At 42.8% G+C, this 9,112-nt stretch carries 9 protein-coding genes; 4 read left to right on the top strand and 5 right to left on the bottom strand.

The window, feature by feature from the left end; translation table 11 throughout:
- The 4 genes from CLV98_RS22455 to CLV98_RS22445 form a co-directional block, all read right to left on the bottom strand.
- Positions 1-188: cysteine peptidase family C39 domain-containing protein (locus tag CLV98_RS22455; RefSeq protein ID WP_146202334.1), on the bottom strand; the 188-nt coding region annotated here is incomplete at its 3' end.
- A 27-nt stretch (positions 189-215) separates the two neighbouring features.
- Positions 216-956, bottom strand: coding sequence for a CPBP family glutamic-type intramembrane protease (locus tag CLV98_RS22450; protein ID WP_109678265.1), 741 nt, complete (start codon positions 954-956; stop codon positions 216-218).
- A gap of 144 nt (positions 957-1,100) precedes the next feature.
- On the bottom strand, positions 1,101-1,367 hold the full coding sequence (locus tag CLV98_RS24245; protein ID WP_374755206.1) for a CPBP family glutamic-type intramembrane protease: 267 nt from the start codon (positions 1,365-1,367) through the stop codon (positions 1,101-1,103).
- A 153-nt stretch (positions 1,368-1,520) separates the two neighbouring features.
- On the bottom strand, positions 1,521-1,805 hold the full coding sequence (locus CLV98_RS22445) for a hypothetical protein (protein ID WP_109678263.1): 285 nt from the start codon (positions 1,803-1,805) through the stop codon (positions 1,521-1,523).
- A gap of 44 nt (positions 1,806-1,849) precedes the next feature.
- On the opposite strand from CLV98_RS22445, the gene CLV98_RS23520 reads away from it, so the two are divergent.
- The 4 genes from CLV98_RS23520 to lolA1 all read left to right on the top strand — a co-directional run bounded on the left by CLV98_RS23520 (position 1,850) and on the right by lolA1 (position 7,626).
- The gene (locus CLV98_RS23520) at positions 1,850-2,023 is read left to right on the top strand and encodes a hypothetical protein (protein ID WP_158281316.1); all 174 of its coding nucleotides are present in this window, start codon (positions 1,850-1,852) and stop codon (positions 2,021-2,023) included.
- Positions 2,024-3,209: 1,186 nt separating this feature from the next.
- The gene (locus tag CLV98_RS22435; RefSeq protein ID WP_109678259.1) at positions 3,210-4,241 is read left to right on the top strand and encodes a quinone-dependent dihydroorotate dehydrogenase; all 1,032 of its coding nucleotides are present in this window, start codon (positions 3,210-3,212) and stop codon (positions 4,239-4,241) included.
- A 60-nt stretch (positions 4,242-4,301) separates the two neighbouring features.
- Positions 4,302-6,857 carry an FtsK/SpoIIIE family DNA translocase gene (locus CLV98_RS22430; RefSeq protein ID WP_109678257.1) on the top strand — a complete coding sequence of 852 codons (2,556 nt, stop codon included), beginning with the start codon at positions 4,302-4,304 and terminating at the stop codon, positions 6,855-6,857.
- Positions 6,858-6,975: 118 nt separating this feature from the next.
- Positions 6,976-7,626, top strand: coding sequence for an outer membrane lipoprotein periplasmic chaperone LolA1 (gene lolA1, locus CLV98_RS22425; RefSeq protein ID WP_109678255.1), 651 nt, complete (start codon positions 6,976-6,978; stop codon positions 7,624-7,626).
- An 89-nt stretch (positions 7,627-7,715) separates the two neighbouring features.
- On the opposite strand, the gene CLV98_RS22420 is transcribed toward lolA1, so the two are convergent.
- Positions 7,716-9,095: a putative oxidoreductase C-terminal domain-containing protein gene (locus CLV98_RS22420; RefSeq protein WP_109678253.1), complete on the bottom strand. Its 1,380-nt coding sequence runs from the start codon at positions 9,093-9,095 to the stop codon at positions 7,716-7,718.
- Between the last annotated feature and the right edge of the window lie 17 nt (positions 9,096-9,112).

Raw genomic sequence — 9,112 nt, 5'->3', positions numbered from 1 at the left:
GCCTGAAAACCCAACTTTTGCGCAGCCTCAATAAGCCCAAGCATGTTAGTGCCTTTTTGGTCCGTTCCGGCATACTGTCTCACACGGGCGATTGGGAGGTGCAATTTATAGTGAGCCGCAACGGAAGTCAGACAGGCTGCTCCGCAGTCTGTAATATCGTGTTGTTTGATGCGTGTGCGTGTGAGCAAGATAGAGCGTTATTAATTTTCAACCTGTTAAAATAAATATGTTAACAATTTCGGGACTTCGGCCGTTGAGTTGATAGCTACATGTAAAATAAACGGCCATACTATAGAGTTGTACCTGATTGCCAGATAACTTAGTACAACACCATACACGAACTGAGGCAGAAGGTAAATTGGGTACAAATAAAAAACGGATAGGTGCAATGGAGCAAAATTATTTATATGTACCAACGCAAAAGCAATTGTCAACGCCCAACATAAATAATTATACTTTTTCGGATCGAAAATAGGCGTCGAATTACTTTCGGAAGCATTGTTTAATATGATGATTCCTGCAAATATTAATATTAAAATGACATTATACCACCAAAAAGATACCTCCAACAGAAAAGGCAAGGGGAAAAAATATTGAACTAAAACAAAAAACACAACCCATCTCAAAAGACGGGATTTCGTTAAGAGGGGCAGTCGAAAAAGAGATTCTTCAATAAAGGGTGCTATCAGGCAGGTTTGAACAAAACTGCTTAAACGAGAATTTGTAGCACTAAATTCATCCCTCATCTTACGCAAATTTTCATAAATTGAGATGTTGCATGTATTTGTCAAAATACCGTCAAGGATTGCAATGACCAATATAATCATAACCGCTATGTAGAGGCAGAAAAAGTAGGTTTTCCGTAAGGCAACTATTCTTTCTTTTATTGACTCACCGCTACCAGCCAGGAAGCAAGCATAAGGGTTACGATAGAATGTGATAATGTCTTGAATCATGGATTATTATTTTCTAATGAAAGACATCATTTGAGCTGTTAATGTCAAAGATTGAATTGATGACCGCATGTAAAAGAAATGACCATACTATTCAGTGATATATGGTTATGCCATTCATGGGTACTATAGAAAACTTGTCCCATGTTAAACAAGAGTTGCAAAAAGGGACAGTGAATTAAGCAACATGTGTATAATAACACTAAAACTAAAACCGTAAAAACATCTAACCGTTCCTAACAGAATTCCAGAAAAAATTTGTGGTAAGACCATAGGTAAACATAAGTACCACGTATCAATGCTAAAATTGTAATTTGTCAGGTGTACCAAACCAAAAATTACTCCTGAGGTAAGAATCCCCCATTTAGCATTAATATTAACAGATAAAGGAAAGATTCCTTTAAAGGAATACAAAAAGATATATGTTAAGATGAATACTAAGAAAATTTTGAAAGATACAACATTATATATTCGAACTTTTTCATAGTTCAAGAATTGTACAAATGTAAATACTGCGATCCCAGTTAAACTAATAATTATTTTTTTCCTCGAATACTTTATCCACAATCAAAATATTACTTCTTCAATTACAGGAGCCCATAAAATCATCCAAAAAGCTGCCTCCAAAAAGCCATTATGCAAAAGAATCCTACTGGACACAGGACGATGGTTAATATCCGCAATCCCAAAAAAAGAGGAGATAGACTTACTTATCCCTTTCCCCAAAAAATGCATTAGCATACTTCCTACGAATTCAATCAGAAAAAAAACAAATATAATTTTAACAAATCCTCTAATACTTCTACTATCAAAACTTCTTAACCACTGAACGGTAAATTGAATCTTACGCATAACTTAACTTTATAAAAATCATCTGTCATACCTTAAAGAAAGATATGACAGATGGAAAATTAGATAGTTTTTACCATTTACCTGGTCCTGATATCAGCCAGTTTGCTGCGCATTTTGTCCCACAAGTAAAAGAGATACGAAAATCATCAATACACTACGTTGGCCAACAATACCAAGATGATGCTATTGTAAAGCTAAGCAACGCTAGTGCATTATAATTGCACCGACAATATTTCTTTAAGAAAATCGGGGGAGCTATGAGGGAATCCTCATTCACTCGACTGAGCTTTCTCATCATTCAATCCCTGAAAACCCATGTTAAACTTGACCGAGCGTTCATAATAGTAAGTACGCCGACTATGGCAAAAAACAATCGGGGCTCCCATTTCACGCATAACGCCTAGATATTCGTGCAAAGCTCTTTTTGAGATATTTAACTTTGCGGCCAAATCAGCGGGAGAACCTGTTGCCTTACTGCTGATCAATCGATGAAGCCGATCCAACCTTTCGATATATTTTGTCAAGTCCATATAGAATTTCAAGTCTGGTTTTGAAAACCTTGCAACAGTTTGAATTATGAAAGGTGTATTTCGAAAAGAAATTCCCTTTTTCTGCGGCGTACCTGCCCTGGCAGTCCCGGCCTAAAATATCCAATTTATTGCCGATCCGATTACAATAATTTTTCACACGCTCTGACGTTAAATCAACCCATCAGCGATTTCCTGACTGGAAAAATCCCTGGTAACAAGCAGCAACACCTCCCCTTCGCGGCAAGTAAGTGAATTGAGTTTGTCATTTGCCTGCGTTTCCATACAAGTAGTTTGTACATTTATGTCCATTAAGTATCAAAAATAAATTGTACAGCGCCATACATTTTTTTGATCATATTTATATTATAATGCATTTTACCAGCAACTTATATACATTTTCATTAATAAACAATAATTAATTCAATACACTCAATTGATTAATCGGATACACATAAAAGCCTATATATAAAAACAAACCATCGCTTTTCAGCAATGGCTTGTTTCCATTCCGCATCATGATAACCAGTTATGATCCAGAAGCCTCAGATCCTCCTAGGTTGACTAATGTACATTTCAAGTCTGAAAGATTATCTCTCGGATTGGTAAGGTACTCGGCTAACTGAATGTCATGCCATTTTTTATGCGAGTACAGCAGTATTATTGGTTGACATCTGCCGGTTTTGCTCTTTCTCATCTGTGGTCATCGCTGTTCCCTACCATTCAAAGTCTTTCATAAGGTAAAATCAGGACCTACTCCTGGCAAGATAAAGTCCGAAGTCCTCGAACCGCAATCCTTTTATATAATTCAGGAAGGTTATAAAATAAAAATGAGCGAGCAGTCCCTCACTTGAGGTGAACATCCTATTTTTGTATCATGTATAAACTATTAATCTCTCCGATACTATTTTTATTCGATGCCGAGCGTGTGCATCATTTCGTTTGTGACGCCCTGCATGTTGCATTCAAGATCCCTTTTGTTCCTAGGATTATACGAAAACTTTATACCTATGAACACCCCGACTTGGTGCAAGAGGTAGCCGGGCTGACTTTTAGGAATCCTGTAGGCCTTGCTGCAGGGTTCGATAAAAATGCCGAAATGGTCGATCAATTGGAAGCACTAGGCTTTGGTTTTATCGAAATAGGAACGGTAACCCCCCGCCCGCAACCAGGAAATGATAAACCCAGGCTTTTCCGGGTAAAGCAAGACCAGGGTTTAATCAATAGGATGGGTTTCAACAACAAAGGCGCGGCTGTAGCCGCTGCCAAGCTGCGCAGTAGAAAATCCAAAATACTAATAGGAGGTAACATAGGAAAGAACAAGGACACCCTCAACGAAGAAGCCCTTTCCGACTACTTGATTTGCTTTCGCGAGCTTTTCGACGTGGTCGATTACTTCGTAGTGAATGTCAGTTCTCCCAATACCCCAGGACTTCGGGAACTCCAAGAGAAAGAACCCTTGATGGCACTCCTGCAGGCCTTGCAAACCAAGAATTTGGAGAAAATGACTCCAAAACCCATTTTCCTTAAAATAGCTCCAGACCTCACCGATAGCCAGTTGGACGACATAATCGAGATCGTCGGCCAAACTAAAATTGCCGGGGTAATAGCCACCAATACGACCATTAGCCGGGATAATCTACGTACAGCGCCGAGTGAAATAGAACGGATCGGCGCGGGGGGATTGAGCGGTCAGCCTTTAAAACATCGGGCCACAGAAGTTATTCGCTATCTTTGCAGTAAGTCCAATCATGCATTCCCAGTAATAGGGGTTGGGGGCATTGCCTCTCCAAAGGATGCAAAGGACAAACTCAACGCAGGATCCAAATTGATACAACTTTACTCTGGTTTTATTTTTGAAGGACCCAGTGTAGTCAAAAGAATATGCAAATCTTTGGTCCGTTCTTAAGCTTCATTCGTTATACGCGATAGCACTTCACCGAATTTTGAACATGAACGACGCAGATACATGTCAGTAAATAAGCCTAGATCGAGCAACACACGCAAAAAAGCAGAAGAAGACTCTGTACCTACCAATCAGTTAGCCATAGATTGGAAAAAGGCCTTTAATAGTCCGAAAAGCACCTTTGCTTGGGGGATGTTTTTTATAATTTTGGCCATCCTCCTAGAAGCATCCTTTGCCTCTTATGTATTTACGGGACTTACCGACCAGAGCGTCGTAGACGGACTGGGCCAATTGTCGATACGGGATGCAGGAAAGCAAACCCGTAATGTATTAGGGGTATTGGGGGCCAGCCTGTCTCATATTTTCGTGTTTCGATGGTTTGGACTCGGAGCAGTCCTAATTCCCATTCTGGCCTTCGTTGCCGGTTGGAAGATAGCCTTCAAAAGGGAAATCTTACCCCTCACCCGTACTACCAAGGAAGTCATTTTCTTCACCCTATGGATCAGCACCCTGATGGGCTATCTGATCCTGATGAGCAACACCGAAAACACCCTGAGCTTTTTGGCTGGGGGTATGGGATACTCTCTCAATGTGTTCCTTTTCGACTGGCTTAAGTGGGGCAGCATTATCCCTATCATTTTCGCATTATTCCTCTTCGCAGTCTATTTCTACGACGCTAGGGAGCTTTATGAGGCTTGGCAAGAGAAACAGCGGGATGATCCAGCGGATTCGGAAACACCTGACACCAATGGGGTAGCCACGGAAACCGCCAGCCCCGCCACACCAACTCCACAAGCACCCTTTCATTCTATACTGGACGAAACCTACGATGACGAAGTGGCTCCTGACTTGGTAGAAGACCAAGAGGAGAACGACTCAGAAAAGAAAGTCATAGAAAAGGTAGAAGAGCAACCCGAAGAACAGCCAACAGAGTCTTCGCCAGCAACTGTCGAAGAGGAATTTATGGACCCTCCAGTCCTTCAAAAACCCCTCCCGAAGAAGGCAGAAGGGGAGTTAGAACTGGAGCTAGACCATAACCCGATACGTCCGGTTACTACTGAAGTAGAGCGTGAGGATCCGCACGACTCCATCTTGAGGGAGTTTGGCCAATACGACCCTACCCTGGACCTGCCCCAGTACCAATTCCCTCATATCGACTTGCTCAACGATGTAGTAGACGACAAGGAAAAGGTAACCCAGGAAGAACTAGAAGGCAATAAAGTAAAAATTGTAGAGACCTTAGGAAGCTACGGCATCAATATCTCTAAGATCAAGGCGGCGATTGGTCCTACTGTAACGCTGTATGAAATTATCCCTGAAGCAGGGGTGCGTATTTCCAAGATCAAAAATTTGGAAGGAGATATCGCCCTTAGTTTGGCAGCCTTAGGAATTCGGATCATCGCTCCAATGCCGGGCCGGGGTACTATTGGGATAGAAGTGCCCAACAAAAACCGGGAGACGGTGTTTATCCACTCTGTACTGTCCAACGAGCGTTTCCAGAAGTCGACCTACGACCTCCCTGTTATACTAGGAAAGACTATTTCCAATGAAATCCATATTGCTGATCTGGCAAAAATGCCCCATTTGCTGATGGCCGGTGCCACTGGCCAAGGGAAATCGGTAGGTCTTAACGTGATCTTGGCCTCTTTGATCTACAAAAAACACCCGGCCGAACTAAAGTTTGTTTTGGTAGATCCCAAAAAAGTAGAACTGACCCTGTTCAATAAACTGGAACGGCATTTCCTGGCCAAGTTGCCCGGCTCCGAAGAAGCCATCATTACGGATACAAAAAAGGTGATCTTCACCTTAAATTCACTCTGTATCGAAATGGACAACCGCTACGATTTGCTCAAAGAAGCGGCCGTAAGGAACCTCAAGGAATACAATGCCAAATTTGCCCAGCGCCGGCTAAGCCCCGAAAAAGGGCACCGTTTTCTACCTTATATAGTATTGGTGATAGACGAACTTGCCGACCTGATGATGACGGCGGGCAAGGAGGTGGAAACGCCCATTGCCCGATTGGCCCAGCTGGCCAGAGCAGTAGGTATCCACCTGGTGGTAGCCACCCAAAGGCCATCGGTAAAGGTGATCACCGGTCTGATAAAGGCCAACTTCCCGGCTCGGCTCTCTTTTAGAGTAACCTCTAGCATCGACTCCCGCACCATTCTGGATGCCGGAGGAGCAGAGCAGCTGGTAGGCCAGGGAGATATGCTGCTCTCTATTAATTCGGAAGTGATCCGACTGCAATGTCCTTTTATTGATACCCGCGAGATAGAAGAAGTCTGCGACTTTATAGGTTCCCAGCGGGGCTATTCGGAAGCTTATGCCTTGCCAGAGTACGAAGGAGAGGACGGAGCTGAAGGCAAAGACGAGATCAATACCGACGATTTCGACGCCTTGCTGCCCGAGGCAGCCCGACTCATCGTGACCCACCAACAGGGTAGTACTTCGCTAATCCAAAGAAAGATGAAGCTCGGCTATAACCGTGCCGGGCGTATTATGGACCAGCTCGAACTGATAGGCGTAGTAGGCCCCTTTACCGGTAGTAAGGCCCGGGATGTGATGTTTCATGACCTAAATGGACTGGAGGAGCATCTCAAAAACATGGGAATTGGCTAACCTAGAGGCTCGTGGATTTCTTGCCAATATTAAACCCTTAGGACCTTATGGAGTCCAAACAGTACTAAAACTCGAATTTTTCGTATTCTAAATATTAACAAAGGAACAAACTCGCAAAATGAAGCATTTAAAAATTAGAAGCATCACCTTACTATTGGCCTTTCTAAGTGTTGGATTCACCTACAGCGCAATAGCTCAAGGGGACAAAAAATCGACGGCTATTCTGGATGCCATGAGTAGTAAATACCAGAAAATGAAATCCTTTAAGGCCAACTTCACCTACACCCCCGAAGGTGGCAAACCACTGAAGGGTGATGTTACCGTGAAAGGCGCTAAATATAGGCTTTCTATTGCCGGTCAGGAGATTTATAACGATGGCAAGCTAATGGCTACCTATATCAAAGAAACCAACGAAGTGAACTTGCAGGACTACGACCCTGCAGAAGCCGGGGAGCTAGATCCGACCAAAATATATACGGCCTACAAAAACGGCTATAGGCATGCATTTATTAAAGAGCAAAAATCAGGAAGCCGCACCCTCGAGCTTATTCAGCTTACCTCTACCAGCAAAAATAGCCAAGTAGCTAAGGTTGAGTTACTCATAGACAAGGTCGATAAAACGATCAAGAACTGGAAGATTTTTCAGAAAAACGGCAGTCAAGTAAATTATACCGTCGATCAGTTCAAACCTAACCTTACCGTGGCCGACAGCTATTTTACATTCAACAGCAAGCAGTATCCAGGAGTAGAAGTGGTAGATCTACGATAAAAAACGAACTTACCCTTATACACAAACCGGGCAGTCTTCACATGGAGGACTGCCCGGTTTGTGTATAAGCACTATTCCTAGATACCCAATTATTTATTCTCCATGGCCATCTTCAAGGCCGAAGTAGTAGTATAATATTTGGAGATCATGTTGGGAACCTCCCAGTCGGGCAGTGCACCTTCCTTGAGGTATTCCATATATTTATTGGCAACTTGAGCGAAATGTGCCTCGTGGCCATTATCATATTTCTCGGGAATCACCAATTCCCACCCTTTCGTGATTTTCTTAAGCGTAATACCAGGGTACTTGGCTTCTATGGCTTTAAAGCTTTCCTCCACCTCTTTCAGGTAACCATCAGCCGACGATTTGGACTCGATATACAATACAGGCTTATAATTTTGCTCTTTTCCCTGACGTACGATCAGGTTGGCTTTGGAACCCTTCATGATAGAATAATGGGTATCACCAGTACCTTCAGGAGCCTGATATTTCCAATACACTGCCACACGTGCATTCACTCCCTTAAGGCTATAGGTCATTTCACCATTAGCATATACACTTAGCAAAGAGTCCTTCACGTCCTTTTGCAAGAATTCGGGATAGGTATCGCTTTTGGTAACCATCTTAAATTGTGATGGAGTAAGCTCGGTAGGGATACGCTTAGCCGACTGCATCTCGATATCCTTTTCATAATCGATTATTTCATTAGGGAAGCAGCTCCACTGTACCAAGTCGACCAAGTGACTGGTAACATCCACCATTCCTTCACCTTGCTGCTTGGTATCGAAAAACCAAGTAGGCCTTACCAACGGCTCACCCGATATATATTTAAAGAAATGGTGAACACTTTCTTTTACAACTGCAGGGTCCTGAGGGGTACCTTTCTCCAACTCTCCGAATATCTCCGAAATTTCGGCCAGCTCCCGTTGTAGGGTATTGGTGATCTCATAACGCTCGGTCATGATGTCATAAAGCAACACATTATTCTTTTGGGCACTTCCAAAGGCCTCCTTCAATAAGTTAAACCCGTCGGTATCGATGGCCATAGGCTTATCGGCCAGAACATTGAGGCCTGCATCTACCGATTTCTTGATAAAATCGGTCTTTTTCTGGTTGTTACCTGCCAGCACCACTACATTCCCTTTTTTCTCTTCCAACATTTTGTCGAGATAATCGGCACCGGTGTATACCTCCTCATGCCAGCTGGTAGGTTCTTCGGAACGGGTATTGTACTTGTCTATCTTTTCTAAATAGGCCTGCACATCTGGCCCTTCCGAAGCATAAACATGCACTACCGAATCGACTTGGTCGTACATAGACTTTTGTACCAAAGCGGCATGAAAATGACCCGGCTCCAATACCATCAAACTCAATGGTTTTTTCGCTTGCCCTGCGTCTTTGGAGGTGTTACATCCTTGATTCAAAGCTAAAATGCTGCCTAAAGCAACGGTTAAGAGTTTTGCCTTCATTTTTACGTTAAAATTTA

The organism is Dyadobacter jejuensis (assembly GCF_003149085.1).
Classification (GTDB): Bacteria; Bacteroidota; Bacteroidia; order Cytophagales; family Spirosomataceae; genus Dyadobacter; species Dyadobacter jejuensis.
The sequence above is the reverse complement of the archived record's forward strand: the minus strand, read 5'-3'. Positions and strand labels throughout refer to the sequence as shown.